This window comes from Streptomyces albiaxialis, from assembly GCF_039530985.1.
GTDB classification, from domain to species: Bacteria; Actinomycetota; Actinomycetes; order Streptomycetales; family Streptomycetaceae; genus Streptomyces; species Streptomyces albiaxialis.
The window spans coordinates 445,824-459,746 of record NZ_BAAAPE010000002.1 but is presented as its reverse complement, the minus strand read 5'-3'; the positions used below and the strand labels follow the sequence as shown (position 1 = coordinate 459,746).

Here is a 13,923-nt window from a genome sequence, read left to right as displayed (position 1 = left end):
TCTCGGCGGGTCCCTAGGGCTGCCACGGGTCGTGCCGGGGGACGAGGTCCCAGACGTGGACGACGTGCAGCGGCAGTCCGTGCAGGGCCGCCTCGCCGAAGGCGTACGCGAGCGCCTCGTGGTCCGGTTCGCGTGCGTCGAGCCCCAGCGCGACCTCCGGTCCCAGGGGCCCGCACGACAGCGGCGGCTCCTCGGCCGTCACCTGTGGGACGAGCGCGACGGGGCACGGTGCCCGGCGCAGCACGCCAAGGGCGGTGGAGCCCAGCAGCAGACCGTCGAACCCGCCCTCGCCGCGCGTGCCGAGCACGAGCAGCTCCGCCCAGGCGGCGGCGGACGCCAGACCGCCGGCCACGTCGTCGTCCCTGATGACGTCCCCGGCCGTGTGCAGTCCGGGGTGCTCGGCGTCCAGGCGGGCGCGGACCTCCCGCACCATCCGCTCGCGCGCGGCGTGCCACGGGGGCGGGCCCGCCCCCTCGTCGCCACCCCGCGACCCGCTCGCCGACGGGGGCGCCACATGCGTCACCCGTAACGGGAGCCCGTGGGCGTACGCCGCCCCGGCCGCCCACCGCACCGCCGCCAGGCTCGGTGCGGAACCGTCCGTACCGACAACAACCGTCCGTGTCATGTCAGGTCACCTCCGTACCACGCGTCATCTCGTCATCCCGTCGAACTCGGGCAGCGGCGGCGGCCCGGTCCCGTGCACGTACGGGGACCGGGCCGTCGCCGTATCGCCCGCGCGTCACAGCAGCCAGCGGTGTCGGCGGACGAACGACCAGCCGAGCAGTTCGCCGGGCCCCAGGATCTCCACGGCCCCCGGCCCGAGGCCGGGTACCTGGACATCGAGCGTGACCGAGCCGGTCCGGACGACCCAGAAGCGGTCGGCCGGGGCGCTCTCCTCGAAGAGCGTGGCGTCGGCCGGGAACGAGGTCTCCTTGGCGTACTCCATGAGCAGCGCCCGGTGGGCGGGGGCGAGACAGCCGAGGAATCCTCGCCGGACGAATGTCGTGGTCATCGCTGAAGCCTTTCGTGAGATGTGCGGCCGGGCGCGGGCGTCAGAGCCGTCCGCTGCTCCATCGCGGACCGATCAGTTCCCACTCGTACGCCCACGCCGCCAGCCGGGCCTCGTCCAGCCGGGACCGGAGCCGCCAGCGGACGCCCACCACGAGCGCGGCGGCGAGGGCCGAACCGACCAGGCCGGTGACGAGGGCTGCGCTCCACACCTCGCTCCAGGGCTTGGGCGGGGGAGCGGGCCGGTCCTGCGGGGTGAGCCAGATGCGCACGCGGTCCCCCTTCGACCGGTCCGAGGCCACGCGAGCGGTCCCGGTGTGCGTCCGGCCGTCCGTCGTGCGCCAGCGCGCCCGCGCGGGCACGTTGCCGTAGTCGTCGGCGGTCCGCGACAGAGGGCCGAGGGTGTCCTCCAGGAGGGTCGCGGGCACCGGGTGGCGCGTGGCCAACTGCTCCTGCCGGGCCGCCGACTCCACGCCGTAGACCGCGACCCCGGCCGCCAGTCCCGCCGCCGGAACGAGCAGCACCAGGGCGAGCCCGCAGAACAACCCCAACCAGGCGTCCCTGACGTCCCAGGGCCGGCACAGCGTCCCCCGGTTCCAACGCCAACGCCATCCAGTGGCACGCATGGCTTCCCCTCCTCTCGTCTCCCTGAACCGTGCGTCCCGGGGGCCGGTACGGACAGCGACCGAACGGGCCAACACCGCAGGGCACTTCGGCATCCGATCCGGGCCACTCGGCCCTGCGTCCTGAGCAGCACGGACGGAAGCTCAGCGCTCCTCGGCGTCGAGCCCGTAGCCCTGGAGGATCTCTCCCGGCCACTCCCGGGAGACCGTCACCAGGTCGATGGTCGGTGCCGTCGGCGTCGAGGGCCGTGACGCGAGGGTCGCGCCCGTTCACGTCGAGCGGCCTCGGGACCGCGATGTGCTCGGACACGCGCATCGCCTCTATCTGTCCGATCGAGCTGCTGTATGACGATGTCGAGCGGCATGTCGAGGCGATCCGGTCTCGGCTGGAGCTGGCGGTCACCTCCCGTAAGGCGTTCTCGTACCTGGCGGCGAACAACGTGTACCGGACGGCGTACTACGGGAAGGCGCAAGCGCGGGTGACGGTACGCCGCGGAGGGTGCTGCCGGAGGAGTTGTGGGTGATGGTGCCGCCGGAGCGGGAGAAGTGGGCGCGGTTGCAGCTCGGGCCGGACGTGGACGGGGCAGACCTGGAGCGGCGGTTCCTCCGGCCGTGACAGGTGCGCGCGGTCGCATTTGAGGTCCTGGGCGAGCGGCGGGCAAAGCTGCCCGGCGATCCGCTGAAGGTCACCGTCGGCGGGGTGGTGACGACCGACTGCGCTCAGCACGCCGCCGACGCTCTCGACCAGTCCAACGCGCTCGCGGCGACAGCCGGTCACCACAAGTCCGGTCAGGGCGGGCCGCAGCGCATCGACCGCGCCTACACCGGCGGCGGACTGCATGAGGCGATCGAATCGGTGGATATATCCCCTCCAGACGCGGGGGCGCCAGAAGCTCGGCTCCGCGGTGGCCGACCTCCACATTTCGACCTGGTCGATTGCCGCGAGCGTCATGCGGTCGAGTGCGGGATCAACCGCCTCGAACGCCACCGAGCCGTCGCCACTCGATACGACAAACTCGCGGTCCGTTATGAAGCAGCCGTCCCTGTCGCAGCCATCGACGAGTGGCTATGACGACCTCTCAGAACGCCGCTAGACGAGCGCGACAGCGTCTCCCACCTGCACCGGCCCAGGAGACGCGACCGTAGCCAGCGCGTCCAGCCGGGTCTCGTGCGCATCGGCAATGACTCGCAGCACCGACGACGAGTGAGGCAGATCCTGCTGAGCCTCATTGGTCATCACACATCGCTCGCTCGACCGCACGAACTCCACGCAGAGCACGTTGCCGATCCGCGCCTTGTTCCCGAACCATTCGTCCTCCACGAAAGGAGGGGTGCCGGGCGGGGTGCGGACCAAGAGGTTCGGCCGAAAACGCCGCTCATCGACGGGAACACCCGGCACCGCTGAGCGCACCCAATCGAGGGTGGCAGTGGTCAGAACACTCAGAGGAAGCTGGTCGAAGTGCGAGACGGAGCTCTCACGGGCCACTTCGACGTCGTCACGGCCAAGATAACGACGGACATAGGCAGTCGGATCCACGACGGCCACGCCGTGTGGATCCAGCAGTTCCGGTTCGCCGACGCCGTCCACATATCGGGAGCGCAGTTGCAACAGGCCCGGCATTCTGCGGAAGCGGCGGGTGTTCTTCCCCGAGCCGAACTTTCCCCCGCCATCACGCACCGCGAAGAGACGATCGCCGAGTAGCCCCCTGACGTCGACATCCACCCGCGACAACCGCTCGCCGCCAGTCGACTTGATCGGATAACGCCAGATCCGTTCGACCACGCCCGCCACATCCGTCATCCGGGCAAACTACAGCAGGCCAGGGCTCAGGCGTACGTACTTTCGAAACGCGCTCTGGTAGTGGTGCCCGAGGCGCTCACGCCGCTGGTGTGCGGATGCCGCTCGTCCAGCGCGGTGACGATCGTGCGGATCACGGGCAGCCCGGGACCTCGCCGGGGCTGGCGCGGCAGGTGTCCAGCAGGGCGTGGGCGGTCTGCTCGGGGCGGTTCCAGGCCCACCGGGCCCGTGCTCGGTCCCCATGCGAGCCTCGCGCTCGGCCGTAGGGAACTGCTCCGCCCGCAGCCCCTTCCCGGCTTTCAGCGCGGCGCAGTCCGGTCGCCTCCACGTCGGTGGCTGCCGAGGCCATGACGTGCCGGGCCTCGGCGTGCTGGTCCAGGTGGGGCAGCGCGAGCTCACTCCCGGGCGGCATCGGCTGCTACGAGGGGGAGCCGGGGACCTCTCCGAGCAGGTCGTGAGGTCCGAGGGAGCGTATGGCCCGCTCAAGCACCGGAAGACGGGGGAGTATCGGGACGCCTGGGCCTGCCGGAATTCCCTGGTAAGGGAGGGCCAGTCTCACCCCGATCGCTCTGTGGGGGCCGAGAGGCCGTCCTTGTAGGTTCGGCCTCGTAGTCGGGATCGCGCGACGTCTTCCAGGCCCTCAGTTGCTGAAAGGAGACGCCTTCCTCTCGGAGCGGGATGCGCAGGCACTCGTGGCTGATGTCGTCTCGACTACGACCACGCGCACGACCTCAACGCCGACGATCCCCGCATCGACAACCTCGCCCGCCGGATCGCCAAGGCGGTCCGGGACCGCTACGGACCCAACGAACTGCCTGAGCTGGTGGACGCCGCGTCCGCGATCCCCGCCCTTATCCAGGACACGGTGAACGCCTCGTCGCCGGCATGGCAGCGACTCGACGCGCTCATTCGTGCGCAACTGGGCGCGTGACTTGACGGGTACGGGCACACAGTCCGGCGCTTCGTAGAACACTCAACGCGCGCCGTGATCTCCAGCGCGAACGTCGCCTGACGCGGCACCAGCCAGTCATGCGCTAGTCCGAGAAGCGCATCAAGTTCTCTCACTCGATCCCTGGCCGTCGCCCTCGGCCTTCGCGGTGTCACATCCGGCCGTGCTGTCTCGTCGGAGGGGTGTGGACCAAGGCGTGGCGTCTGCCGCACGGCGCCGCAGCGGGGCCTCGAACACGAGCGAGTCCCAAGCCCCGCCGCCAGGGAGCCACTTCGCGTTCGCCCGGCCATCTGAAGGAGTGGCGTATGAGGAACGCTCGAAGATTACTGGTCCTCGCCCCTGCCCTGGCAGCGGCGCTGACATTTCCCATGACACCCGCTCATGCGGGCGAGTGGGCGCATAGTACCGCTGCGGACAACAGCGATTGCGCTGATCCGGCGGACGGCAGGTTCTGGCCGGTGGGTGAGAAGTTCACTGCTCGCGACCGCTGTATCGACGGCGATTCCGGTGTGCTGCTCGTCGATATCTACCCGTGGGAGAACGGCAACTCCCACGACCGGAAGGTATGGGCTCACCGGGGATCCGGGGATTCGGAGACGTGGAATGCGAGCATTCCGGAAGGACGGCCCGTAGCCATCCTGGCCTGCACAGGGCAGTACTCGTCGAAGTCGTGGGGTGGCTGCGACTCTACGTGGCGGTTCGGCAAAGCGTGACCGGAATCCTGGGCTAAGCGCAACGAGGTCGGGTCTTTCTCCCAGCCGGGAGAACCCGGCCTCGTAGTCTGGGAGCTATTGGTCGGGGTGGGAATTCACGCACAGTCCGTACCGACAGGAGTCCGCCGAGCGGCAGGGCGCGCTTGGCGAGCCGCCCGCGGAGCAGCCCGTGGGAGATCTGGCCTCGACGAGCCAGTAGGCGGCGACGAGCAGCCCGGCGTGCTCGGCGACCTGGCCTGGGGCGAGGGCGCAGGACGCGGCGGTCTTGTCCTGATCGAGGCCGTGGCCGGCCTGGCCCCGGGGCAGCACCGCTCCACCGGCGCCCTCCCCTGCGGTGCCTCGCCGGCGGCCTGTGCGGTCGTCGCGGCGGGCTGGACGGTGCGCTTCTCGGGCATCTCGCGGGTGGTCCGCGCGGCCTTCTCGGCCCGCTCGGCGTCCGGTACGCGCGGTCGGTCAGCGAGTGCCACCATCCGGCGTGGGCGCCGGGGCGGGGCTGGCCGAGACGGTGGACGGTGCGGGGGAGGGCGAGGCCGAGCCCAACGGGCCGGGGCGAACCCGTCGGCGCCCAGGTCCTGCGGTGTGAGCTGGGTGCCGTGGGGCGGTCCGGCGTCGGCCAGTCGGAGGGCGCGTAGTCCTCGGTGCGGAGCACAGGTCTCGACGGCGATCCAGATCGCCGGGAACCACTCCGGAGGACTCGACTCGACCTCCGAGGTCACCCGAACTCCCATAGGCCCCGGACTCCTTCTTCGCCCGGGCCCCGGACGGAGGCTGCGAGCGGCGCGAAAGTACAGGGGGTGGTGGGCTTCCTGTGGCACCGGGCCCGCGTGGACCCGGCGAAGCGCGCGGAGGCGAGGGCGGCCACCGAGGTGCTGGAGGGCCGGGTTCACTTCGCCTGACGACCAAGCGTGGGCTTGCTACCGGTAGCGGCGGTGTCGCGGTTCAGCTCCAGCTCGGCGAGGGCCTGTGCGGTGACTTGTAGGGGACCGGTTTGCCGGTGACGGCGTCCAGGAGCACGCGGTCGCCCACGGGCCGGTCCAGCGTCACCGTCACCTTCTGCAACTTCGCCTGCTTGGTGCAGGGCCCCGTCCTCTGACCCTTGACGGAGGGCGAGAGGACCACGCTGCCGGAGGTCTCCCGTACGTGCACAGCGGCGCCGTCGTCGCAGGCGCCGTGGAGAGCGACCACGCTCACCGCGCGTCCGTCGGGGGAGACGCGGACGAGGCGGTGGAGCGGGAGTCCGGGGACGTCTCCGTCGCGCCCGATGGGGGGCCGGGGGAGTTGCGAGGGGCGGACGGCGGCTCGTTTCAAGGGGGAGTCGTAGCCGTCGAGGCTGAACAGCCAGGCCGGGATCGTCGCGGTTCCGCGGCTGGTGGCCACGCGCATCGTGCCGAGCTTCACCTCGGTCACCGTCAGGGAGGGCTCGGCCTTCTTCCGGGTGTCGGCCAGGGAGTTGTAGGCCTTCTTGGCTCCCTCCAGGGGCCGGGTGAGCGAGCCGCCCCGCTCCCAGGCCACCCGGCCCTCGGCCGGACCCGCGCTGGGCAACTTCGCCCGCAGGGCGAAGCGGTGGTCCCTGAATGCCCGGCGGTCGGCGGCGTCCCGCAGTCCTCCTCGCGGGAGTTGGACCACCTCGTCGATGGGGTGGTAGCCGGAGCGCCACGCGGCGGCTGCCGCCGATCCGTCCCAGGCGGCGGCGACCTGCCGGGCACGGTGCGCCTGGGCCTTTGTGGAGGCGGCGTTGGTGGCGGTGCCGACGTCCCGTGCACCGTCCCCGGGTTCCTGCTGGCTGCCGCAACCGGAGAGGGCTCCCAGGCCGGCGGATAAGGCAACCACGACAAGCAGACTGAGGGGGCGAGAGACCCTTGCCCGCATGTGACCTCCCGGAAGAATGGTGTGGCCGACCGCCCTGTCGCTATGACGGGGCCGGCCGAGGATGTGTTCCATCGGTTGCGGCAGAGCAGACGCGTCTGTCAGTAGACGCGGAGACCGCGTTGCTCCAACACCCTCTGCACCGGCGTGAAGTAGTTCCGGTACGTGCCGCTGGAGGAGGAGGTGCCCTTCGTCTCGTCGCTACCGCCGGAGAGGAGACCCAGGGCCGTCGTTCCGCGGAGTGCCGGTCCTCCGCTGTCGCCCCCGAGTGCGCAGACGTCCGACTCGAACATGTTCTTCAGCTTGGCGCCGTCGATATCGACGGTCACGACCTCTTTGGGGGCCGGTAGAAGTCGGCCGTCGGTCCGCCTCAGCACCTAGGGCGCCGCCGGGCGCGAACCAGCCTGCTCCCCGCAGTTGTCCGGCTGGAGCGAGCGGACCTTGGCCCGCGTGAGCGTGGTGCGTCTGAGCACTTGAGCTCGGATGAGCCGGACCGTGGGTGGGATCGGCTGAGTGACAGGGTGCGGCTCCACCGTAGCCACAGCGCCAGATGGCCAAGCTCGGCGGCCTGGACGAGCTTTTCGGGGGGCCACTCCTTCGTACCCCGATCCACCGAGGCTCTGCTGGCGAAGAAATGCCTGGTCAGCTTGGCCGACTCCGGGGTTTCAGGGTGGCGTTCGGGAGTGGGGGAGCGGGGAGTGGGGCGCCGTCGTAGCCCGTGACCTCGCCGAATCTGCGTCCGGCCATCCAGTCTTCTCGCGCTTGCACGATGTCCTCGTGCGAACCGCCGACGAAGTTCCACCACATGATGATGTCCTCCTCGAACGGTTCGCCGCCGAGGAGGATCACGCGGGCCGGGGCGTCGTCCGTGTTGGTGAGGTGGAGGCGGTCGCGGCCCGGGGGTGTGAAGCCGAGTTCGGCGGGGGCGAGGGCCGTGCCCTCCAGGCCGAGGGTGCCGCTGTCGACGAGGACGCCGTGCTCGAACGCCGGGTCGACGTCGAGGCTCAGCTCGGCCCGTGCGGGGAGGAGGAGTTCGGCGCCGAGCAGCGGGGTGAAGGTCTCCACCGGCGAGGTCTGTCCGCAGAGGCTGCCGAGGAGGACGCGGACCGTCGCGCCCGCGTGCTCGACGGGGGCCGGAACATGGTGCTGGAAGGCGCGGGGCGCGTCGCGGTGGTCGCCGGGGAGGGCGACCCAGAGCTGTACGCCGTGCAGCAGGGCCGTCCGCTCGGTGGAGACCTCGGAGTGGCAGATGCCGTGGCCGCCGGTCATGAGGTTCAGCTCGCCCGGGCGTACGAACGCGTGGGTGCCGAGGCTGTCGCGGTGCTCGATCTCGCCGCTGAAGAGCCAGCTCACCGTCTGGAGGCCGATGTGCGGATGCGGCGGTACGTCCATGCCCGCGCCAGCCCGTACGTCCGTCGGGCCGTAGTGGTCGGCGAAGCACCACGCACCGATCAGCGAGCGGGCGCGCTGGGGGAGGGTGCGGCGCACGGCCATGGCGCGTACGCCGCCGAGGGGGACGTCGCGGGGTTCGAGGATCTGCACGGGCGGATGGCCGTGGGCGTCGTCCGGGGCGGTGCCGCCGGTGCAGCGCACTTCCTGGGGCCGTGCCTCCGTGTTGCTCATCGTGCGCACGCTCGCCTTCTCGAACCGGATACCGGGACAGGTGGCGTCATGCTCGCACAAGACGCCCCTGACCGGCGGGTTCATGCCCCGAGCGGGCGGTGCCGCGCGGGCGTGCGGAAGACTGGGGCCATGCCCGAGACCCCGCACGTCACGTCCGTCCCGTACTACGCCCAATGGGAGTCGCCCGAACTGGTGGGCGAGATCGTGTCCGGGCGGCTCCCGGCGCAGGAGGACCCCCTCTGGCAGAAGTCCGGCGCGGAGACCCCCGACGACTACGCGTACTGGTCGTGGCGGCTGTGCGGCATGGCCTGTCTGCGCATGGCCCTCGACCACTGGCGCGGCACCGCCCCACCGCCGGTCTCCCTCGCCCGCGAGTGCCAGGAGGCCGGGGCGTACGTCCGGCACGAGGACGGGCGTCTGGACGGGCTGATCTACGCGCCGTTCGCCGTCCACGCCCGCGCCCGCTGGGGCCTCGGCGCCGTCTCCCGCCCCGGGCTGAGCCCGCGCGAGGTCCGCGCGCACCTGGACTCCGGAGGGCTCGCGATGCTCTCCGTGCACCCCTCCCTCCGTACGCTCGACCCGGCACCGCCGCACAAGGGCGGCCACCTCGTGCTCGCCGTCGCCGCCGACGAGGAACACCTGTACGTGCACAACCCGTCCGGCTTCCCCGGCGAGTCCCAGCGCGCGTTCGCCGTCCCCTGGCCCGAGCTGGACCGCTTCTTCGCAGGTCGCGGGGTGCTCCTGGCGGACCGGCCGGACGGCCGCACGCTGTAGCCTCGCCCGTATGACAGAGGACGCGTCAACGGCCGCCCCCGCGGAGGTCCTTGAGGCCCGGGGAGCCGTCTTCAAGCTGCACGAGCACCCGGACCGTACGGAGCTGGGCGAGGTATGCGCGGCGCTGGGGATCGGCGTGGAGCGGACCGTGAAGACCCTGGCGTTCGTGACGGGCGACGACCGGCTGCTGCTCGCCGCCGTGCCCGGGCACGCGCGGCTGAGGTACGGGGCGCTGGCCCGGGCCGCCGGGGCGCGGCGCGCGGAGCTGAGGCCCGCGGGGGCCGGGCGGCTGGCGGCCCTCGGGATGGAGCCGGGCGGCGTCTGCCCCGTCTCCGCCGATTCCTCGGCCACGGTCGTCTACGACGGAACGATCGCCACGGCCGGGCACGCCCAGGTCTTCTGCGGCAGCGGCCACCGCGACAGCACGATCGAGATCGCGGCGGCGGACCTCCTCGCGGCCGTCCCGGGCGCGAGGACCGCGGACATCGCCGATATCCCCGATGTCCGCGACAGTCCCGGCACCCCCGGACAGCAGCGCTAGGGGGTGTCCGACGCCGCCGCGAGCTGCGGGCACGCCGGTCCACCGTGCCCGCCCGGCGCTGTCGCAGACTGGGCCTGGGCCCCGGCGCGCTCCTCGGCGCGCCGGGCCCGCCCAGCGCACTCGCCCAGCGCACGCAACGCACCCGGCCACGTCCCGGCGACCTCCCGGCGACGTCGCGACCACGTAAGGAGCACGGCCCAGCATGCGGATCTCCCTCGAAGGCAAGACGGCTCTGGTCACCGGTTCGACCCAGGGCATCGGCGCGGCCATCGCCGCCGGGCTCGCCAGGGCCGGGGCGCGCGTCGCCGTGAACGGGCGCGACCCGGGCCGGACCCAGGCGGCCGTGGACCGGCTGTGCGACGAGGTCGAGGACGCGCGGGCCCTCGCTGTCCCCGGCGATCTCGCCACCGACGAGGGCTGCGCCGAGGTCCTCGAACGGCTGCCGGAGACCGACATCCTCGTCAACAACCTCGGCGTCTTCGGCGCCCGTCCGGCCCTGGAGATCGACGACGCGGAGTGGCGCCGCTACTTCGAGGTCAACGTCCTCACCGCAGTCAAGCTCATCCGCGCCTATCTGCCGGGCATGACGGGCAGGGGCTGGGGGCGGATGCTCAATATCGCCAGCGACTCGGCGGTGGTCGTCCCGGCCGAGATGATCCACTACGGGATGACCAAGACGGCCCTCCTCTCCGTGACACGGGGCTTCGCGAAGGAGGCCGCGGGGACCGGGGTGACCGTCAACTCCGTGATCGCCGGCCCCACGCACACCGGCGGCGTCGAGGACTTCGTCTACGAGCTGGTCGACAAGGACCTGCCCTGGGACCAGGCCCAGCGCGCGTTCATGCGGGAGCACCGGCCGCAGTCGCTGCTCCAGCGCCTCATCGAGCCCGAGGAGATCGCCCACATGGTCGTCTACCTCAGCTCGCCCTTCGCCTCGGCGACCACGGGCGGCGCGCTGCGCGTCGACGGCGGTTACGTGGACTCGATCCTGCCCTGATGACGGGACGGCTCACGCGAGGGCGCGGGCGACGACCGTGCTCAGGACCCGTACGCCGTGCGTCGAGCCCGGGTGCAGGCCGGTGAGGTCCCGGACGCGGCGGAGCCGGTAGTCGAGGGTGCGCGGGTGGACGTTGAGGGCGTCCGCCGCCGCGACGCGGTTCATGTCGTGGCGGTAGTACGCGTCGAGGGTGAGGAGCAGATCGGGGCCGCGGGTGAGGAGCCCGGCCACCGTGCGCAGCCAGGCGTCGACCGACGGGGCGTCCGCGACGGCGAGTTCGACGAAGACGTCCGCCAGCGTGTACGGCCCGGGGTGCCCGGAGTTCCCGGGGCGCAGGGAGTGCCCGGAGCGGCCGGAGGCGGCGGGCCGCGGCGGGGCCGCCGCGCTGATCCGCCGGGCCAGGGCGAGCGCGTCGGCCAGCTCGGGCAGCGGCGCCGTGGCCGTCCCGGCGGCGCAGGGGCGGCCGAGGGCCTGCACGGCGTCCCGTACGAGCGCGGGAGCGGGGTCGGGGACGGCGTGCAGCCGCACGGCCTCGGCGGTGCCGGGGCCGACGGCGATCAGCTCGCCGCCTCCGCCGCCGGTCTCGTCGGGGCACCACACAACCGGGACGCGGTGCGTCCGCGCCAGGGACTCGACGAGGCCCTCCAGCACGGGCCCCGGCGGCGCCGGCGGCAGGCCGGGGACGCGGATCACGGTCACCGCGCCGTGGTCGGGCAGCTCCATGCCCAGCGCGGGAGCCAGTTCCGCCGCGAGGGGGTCGTGGGTGAGCAGCGAGCGGGCCAGCAGGGCGACCCGCTCGGCGTAGGGCAGCCTGCGGCACAGGACCGTGGCGAAGCCCTGGCTGTAGGCGCCGATGCCGCGCTCGCCCTGCGGGGCGAACCAGCCCATCATCCGCATGAGTTCGTCCACCCCGCCGTCGCGCTGGGCCTCCGTGGCCTCGTTGATCTCGCGCAGCATGAGCGCGGTGTGCAGGCGCAGCACCCGCTGCCGGGCGGCCGGTGACATGCCCGCCTCGGCGCGCGCCGCGCCCATCGACGCGATGTGCGCGAGATCGTCCGCGCCGAGCGCGCTGTTGCCCGGGGAGAGGACGAGCGTGCGGCGCCTGAGCCACACGGCGTGCTCCAGCGCCTCGGCCCTGGCCCGGGGATCGCCGTCGAGGAACGCGAACTCCGGGATCTCCCGGACGTACGCCTCGACCTCCCGGCGGGCGTGGTCCGCCACCCGGCGGGCCAGTTCGGCGAAGAGGCTTCCCATGGCGGCGAGCATGCTGATTCCGGGGAAGGTTGGACAGGTGAAAACCGGACGATGTTTATCACTTCGCGTGAACCGCTGAAGCCGCGTCATCGCCGTTCTTTGTCACCGTGCGCACAATTCCACGCGCCCGGCATTCTTCCCGTCCGCCGCGCTTGTCGGGTCCCGGGGGCGAGGGCTTAATGGGGGCCCTGGAATCGGCCTCTTCGTCCGAACGGGAGGGAAAACCCCGATGAAAACCCCGATGAGAACTCGCACCAGAAAGAGAACCGCGGCCGTGTTCGCGGCCATGTCCGCCTCCGCCGCGCTCGTGATGGGCGCGCCGGGCACCGGATCGGCCGCGCCCGCCCCCGCGCCGCCCGGCGCCGCACCGTCCGCCGCGTCCTCCGCCGCCCCCGCCCTGCGCGCGTTCGGCATCACCGGCGACGGCACACTGATGGCCACGTTCACCACCGACCGGCCGACCGTGCTCGACTGGGTCAGGGAGGTCGTCGGCCTCGACGGCGACCAGAAGCTCGTCGGGATCGACCAGCGGGCGCAGGACGGCCTGATGTACGGCGTCGGCGACCAGGGCGGCATCTACACGATCAAGACCCCGCCGGTCACCACCGATGTCGTCGTCACCAAGGTCTCCCAGCTCCAGGTGGCGCTGTACGGAACGAACTTCGGCGTCGACTTCAACCCGGCGGCGGACCGGCTCCGCGTGATCAGCGACAACGGCCAGAACCTGCGGCACAACCTGAACGACCACTCCACGGTCGAGGACACCGTGCTGACCACCCCGCCCGCCACCGGGCCCTCGCGGGGCGTCACCGCCGCCGCGTACACCAACAACGACCTCAACGGGGCGACGGCGACCACGCTCTTCGACATCGACACCAAGAACGACCAGGCAGTCATCCAGGCCCCGGCCAACAACGGCACGCTCTCCGCGACCGGTTCCCTCGGCTTCGACGCCGGGGCCAACGCCGGCCTGGACATCTTCAGCAAGCTGTCGAGCGGGAAGACGGTCACGAACACCGCCTTCGCCGCCCTGACCCCGCCGGGCGCGAGCACCCCGACGCTCTACACCGTCGATCTCCTCACCGGCACGCCCACCGCCGTCGGCAAGTTCCCCCTGAACATCACCGACCTGGCCGTCTCCCTCACCGGGAGCTGAGCCCGGCGCGGGGCCGCGGGGACGTGCCCGTGTCCCCGCCGGTTCAGCGCGTGACCTCGAAGTCGGCGGCCTCCGGCACGAAGCGCGTGCCGCCGTCCTCGGCCTTCGCCAGGACGGAGACGTGCCAGGTGCCCTTCTCCAGGCCGGCGGCCTCCTCCGCGGTGGCCTTCAGGGTGTACGTGCACGTGGACGTCGTGTCCGAGGACGCCTCGCAGGTGGCGCTCTCGGCGTCCGCCATCTCCGCGGCCTTCGGCTTCAGGCCCGAACTCTTCGGCCAGGCGAGGACCTTGAGGTCCGAGATCCCCGAGTCGTGGGGCACCTTCGCGGTGAAGGTGACCGACCCCTCGGTGCCGGACGAGGGCGCGACGTAACGGGCCTCGCTCTCCTCCAACGTCGGCTCGGTGGGGCCGGAGGCCGACGCGCTGCCGAGGGCTACCCCTCCGGCGACGACCCCGCCGACGGCGACGGTGATGAACGACCGGATGACGATGCGCTTGTTCATGAAGAATTCTCCTCGGAACGGAAACCACGCGGACCGGCGTCCGCGAATTCTCAATCACCGCGTGGAACACTCCGCCGGGAATTCCCCGGAGTTCTCCGTGTTCCGCGATGTGATCGAGA

General features: G+C 71.9%; 14 protein-coding genes and 2 pseudogenes. 5 read left to right on the top strand and 11 right to left on the bottom strand.

Annotated elements, in window-relative coordinates; all coding sequences use genetic code 11:
• Positions 1 to 13: 13 nt before the first annotated feature.
• From ABD343_RS07035 to ABD343_RS07025, 3 genes are all read right to left on the bottom strand, one after another.
• On the bottom strand, positions 14 to 625 hold the full coding sequence (locus tag ABD343_RS07035) for a universal stress protein (RefSeq protein WP_344525176.1): 612 nt from the start codon (positions 623 to 625) through the stop codon (positions 14 to 16).
• A gap of 114 nt (positions 626 to 739) precedes the next feature.
• The gene (locus tag ABD343_RS07030; protein ID WP_344525174.1) at positions 740 to 1,012 is read right to left on the bottom strand and encodes a cyclic nucleotide-binding domain-containing protein; all 273 of its coding nucleotides are present in this window, start codon (positions 1,010 to 1,012) and stop codon (positions 740 to 742) included.
• Positions 1,013 to 1,052: 40 nt separating this feature from the next.
• Positions 1,053 to 1,634: an Rv1733c family protein gene (locus ABD343_RS07025; protein WP_425578111.1), complete on the bottom strand. Its 582-nt coding sequence runs from the start codon at positions 1,632 to 1,634 to the stop codon at positions 1,053 to 1,055.
• 869 nt (positions 1,635 to 2,503) lie between these two features.
• Between ABD343_RS07025 and ABD343_RS07020 the strand changes: the two are divergent.
• Positions 2,504 to 2,703: pseudogene (locus ABD343_RS07020) on the top strand (IS5 family transposase); the annotation flags it as partial.
• Positions 2,704 to 2,721: 18 nt separating this feature from the next.
• Here ABD343_RS07020 and ABD343_RS07015 read toward each other — a convergent pair.
• The 6 genes and pseudogenes from ABD343_RS07015 to ABD343_RS06990 form a co-directional block, all read right to left on the bottom strand.
• A complete protein-coding gene (locus ABD343_RS07015) occupies positions 2,722 to 3,432 on the bottom strand; it encodes an MOSC domain-containing protein (RefSeq protein WP_344525170.1) in 711 nt (236 codons plus the stop codon).
• A gap of 587 nt (positions 3,433 to 4,019) precedes the next feature.
• Positions 4,020 to 4,136: pseudogene (locus tag ABD343_RS07010) on the bottom strand (IS630 family transposase); the annotation flags it as partial.
• A 1,030-nt stretch (positions 4,137 to 5,166) separates the two neighbouring features.
• Positions 5,167 to 5,400 carry a hypothetical protein gene (locus tag ABD343_RS07005; protein WP_344525168.1) on the bottom strand — a complete coding sequence of 78 codons (234 nt, stop codon included), beginning with the start codon at positions 5,398 to 5,400 and terminating at the stop codon, positions 5,167 to 5,169.
• A gap of 630 nt (positions 5,401 to 6,030) precedes the next feature.
• Positions 6,031 to 6,921 carry a hypothetical protein gene (locus tag ABD343_RS07000; RefSeq protein ID WP_344525166.1) on the bottom strand — a complete coding sequence of 297 codons (891 nt, stop codon included), beginning with the start codon at positions 6,919 to 6,921 and terminating at the stop codon, positions 6,031 to 6,033.
• A 137-nt stretch (positions 6,922 to 7,058) separates the two neighbouring features.
• Positions 7,059 to 7,286: a trypsin-like serine protease gene (locus ABD343_RS06995; protein WP_344525163.1), complete on the bottom strand. Its 228-nt coding sequence runs from the start codon at positions 7,284 to 7,286 to the stop codon at positions 7,059 to 7,061.
• Positions 7,287 to 7,599: 313 nt separating this feature from the next.
• Positions 7,600 to 8,580, bottom strand: coding sequence for a pirin family protein (locus ABD343_RS06990; RefSeq protein ID WP_344525161.1), 981 nt, complete (start codon positions 8,578 to 8,580; stop codon positions 7,600 to 7,602).
• Between the two features lie 129 nt (positions 8,581 to 8,709).
• On the opposite strand from ABD343_RS06990, the gene ABD343_RS06985 reads away from it, so the two are divergent.
• From ABD343_RS06985 to ABD343_RS06975, 3 genes are all read left to right on the top strand, one after another.
• Positions 8,710 to 9,354 (top strand): C39 family peptidase, encoded by a 645-nt coding sequence (locus ABD343_RS06985; RefSeq protein WP_344525159.1) that lies wholly within the window; start codon positions 8,710 to 8,712, stop codon positions 9,352 to 9,354.
• 10 nt (positions 9,355 to 9,364) lie between these two features.
• On the top strand, positions 9,365 to 9,895 hold the full coding sequence (locus ABD343_RS06980) for an aminoacyl-tRNA deacylase (protein ID WP_344525157.1): 531 nt from the start codon (positions 9,365 to 9,367) through the stop codon (positions 9,893 to 9,895).
• A 202-nt stretch (positions 9,896 to 10,097) separates the two neighbouring features.
• Positions 10,098 to 10,892, top strand: a complete 795-nt coding sequence (locus ABD343_RS06975) for an SDR family NAD(P)-dependent oxidoreductase (RefSeq protein WP_344525155.1) — start codon at positions 10,098 to 10,100, stop codon at positions 10,890 to 10,892.
• A 12-nt stretch (positions 10,893 to 10,904) separates the two neighbouring features.
• Here the strand turns inward: ABD343_RS06975 and ABD343_RS06970 are convergent, their stop codons facing one another.
• On the bottom strand, positions 10,905 to 12,146 hold the full coding sequence (locus tag ABD343_RS06970) for a helix-turn-helix domain-containing protein (RefSeq protein WP_344525153.1): 1,242 nt from the start codon (positions 12,144 to 12,146) through the stop codon (positions 10,905 to 10,907).
• A gap of 286 nt (positions 12,147 to 12,432) precedes the next feature.
• Here ABD343_RS06970 and ABD343_RS06965 point away from each other — a divergent pair, with 286 nt between their 5' ends.
• Positions 12,433 to 13,302: a DUF4394 domain-containing protein gene (locus tag ABD343_RS06965; protein ID WP_344525588.1), complete on the top strand. Its 870-nt coding sequence runs from the start codon at positions 12,433 to 12,435 to the stop codon at positions 13,300 to 13,302.
• Between the two features lie 43 nt (positions 13,303 to 13,345).
• On the opposite strand, the gene ABD343_RS06960 is transcribed toward ABD343_RS06965, so the two are convergent.
• Positions 13,346 to 13,804 (bottom strand): DUF5707 domain-containing protein, encoded by a 459-nt coding sequence (locus tag ABD343_RS06960; protein WP_344525151.1) that lies wholly within the window; start codon positions 13,802 to 13,804, stop codon positions 13,346 to 13,348.
• Between the last annotated feature and the right edge of the window lie 119 nt (positions 13,805 to 13,923).

What these genes read in the sequence shown, in the direction of transcription:
- ABD343_RS06985 (WP_344525159.1), top strand. Translation starts at nt 8,710, where the DNA reads ATGCCCGAGACCCCGCACGTCACGTCCGTCCCGTACTACGCCCAATGG.
- ABD343_RS06965 (WP_344525588.1), top strand. Translation starts at nt 12,433, where the DNA reads ATGTCCGCCTCCGCCGCGCTCGTGATGGGCGCGCCGGGCACCGGATCG.
- ABD343_RS06975 (WP_344525155.1), top strand. Translation starts at nt 10,098, where the DNA reads ATGCGGATCTCCCTCGAAGGCAAGACGGCTCTGGTCACCGGTTCGACC.
- ABD343_RS07035 (WP_344525176.1), bottom strand. Translation starts at nt 625, where the DNA reads ATGACACGGACGGTTGTTGTCGGTACGGACGGTTCCGCACCGAGCCTG.
- ABD343_RS07030 (WP_344525174.1), bottom strand. Translation starts at nt 1,012, where the DNA reads ATGACCACGACATTCGTCCGGCGAGGATTCCTCGGCTGTCTCGCCCCC.
- ABD343_RS06980 (WP_344525157.1), top strand. Translation starts at nt 9,365, where the DNA reads ATGACAGAGGACGCGTCAACGGCCGCCCCCGCGGAGGTCCTTGAGGCC.
- ABD343_RS06960 (WP_344525151.1), bottom strand. Translation starts at nt 13,804, where the DNA reads ATGAACAAGCGCATCGTCATCCGGTCGTTCATCACCGTCGCCGTCGGC.
- ABD343_RS07015 (WP_344525170.1), bottom strand. Translation starts at nt 3,432, where the DNA reads ATGACGGATGTGGCGGGCGTGGTCGAACGGATCTGGCGTTATCCGATC.
- ABD343_RS06970 (WP_344525153.1), bottom strand. Translation starts at nt 12,146, where the DNA reads ATGGGAAGCCTCTTCGCCGAACTGGCCCGCCGGGTGGCGGACCACGCC.
- ABD343_RS06990 (WP_344525161.1), bottom strand. Translation starts at nt 8,580, where the DNA reads ATGAGCAACACGGAGGCACGGCCCCAGGAAGTGCGCTGCACCGGCGGC.
- ABD343_RS07025 (WP_425578111.1), bottom strand. Translation starts at nt 1,634, where the DNA reads ATGCGTGCCACTGGATGGCGTTGGCGTTGGAACCGGGGGACGCTGTGC.